This is a genomic window from Rhodococcus sp. A14, from assembly GCF_011603105.1.
Classification (GTDB): Bacteria; Actinomycetota; Actinomycetes; order Mycobacteriales; family Mycobacteriaceae; genus Rhodococcus_F; species Rhodococcus_F opacus.
In genome coordinates, this window is record NZ_JAAOQS010000278.1 from 1 (window position 1) to 1,043 (window position 1,043).

Annotated in this window: 1 protein-coding gene; it reads right to left on the reverse strand. The window is 62.1% G+C overall.

All coding sequences use genetic code 11. The annotated features are described in order from the left end of the window. On the reverse strand, window positions 1–1,040 hold a 1,040-nt coding region (locus tag G9373_RS45380), incomplete at its 3' end, for an acyl-CoA dehydrogenase family protein (RefSeq protein ID WP_167121352.1). Window positions 1,041–1,043: the final 3 nt, after the last annotated feature.

A 1,043-nucleotide genomic window follows, 5' to 3' on the forward strand; every position in this document is an offset into this window, starting at 1 on the left:
CCGGCCCCACCGTGCACCTGAATCGCCCGATCCACAATCTTCAACGCAATATTCGGAGCCGCCACCTTGATCGCCGCGATCTCCGTCCGCGCCTCCTTGTTCCCCACCGTATCCATCAGATACGCCGCCTTCAGCGTCAACAACCGGATCATCTCGATCTCGATCCGCGCCTCCGCAATCCAATCCTGAATATTCGCATTCTCACTGACCGGCTTCCCGAACGTCACCCGCGACGACGCCCGACGACACATCAACTCCAACGCCCGCTCCGCCATCCCGATCGCCCGCATGCAATGGTGAATCCGGCCCGGACCCAACCGCGCCTGCGAAATCGCGAAACCCTCCCCCTCGCCCTTCAACACATCCTTGACCGGCACCCGAACGTCGGCGAAGTCGATCTCCGCATGCCCCTCACGATCCTGATACCCGAACACCGGCAACCCCCGCATCACCGTCACCCCCGGCGCATCGATCGGCACCACCATCATCGACTGCTGCCGATGCGGCGCCGCCGACGGATCCGTCTTCCCCATCACGATCAACACCCGGCAATTCCGATGCAACGCATTCGACGCGAACCACTTCCGCCCGTTGAGCACATACTCGTCACCGTCCCGGACCATCGACAACTCCACATTCGTCGCATCCGAACTCGCCACCGCCGGCTCCGTCATCGCGAACGCCGACGCCATCGTCCCCTCCAGCAACGGCATCAGATACTTCTCCTTGTGCTCGGCCGTACCGAACAACTCGAGCACCTCCATGTTGCCCGTATCCGGCGCATTACAATTACACGCCTCCGACGCGATATGGCTGCGCCCCATGATCTCCGCCAACGGCGCATACTCGAGATTCGTCAACCCCGCACCCGTCCCCGGATGCGGATGAAACAGATTCCACAACCCCCGACGCCGCGCCTCAACCTTCAACTCCTCCAACACCGGCGGCTGGAAATGCGGATCCCCCGACTCCCGCATCTGCTCCTCATACACCGCCTCCGCCGGATACACATGCGAATCCATGAACTCCAGCAGATCGATCTG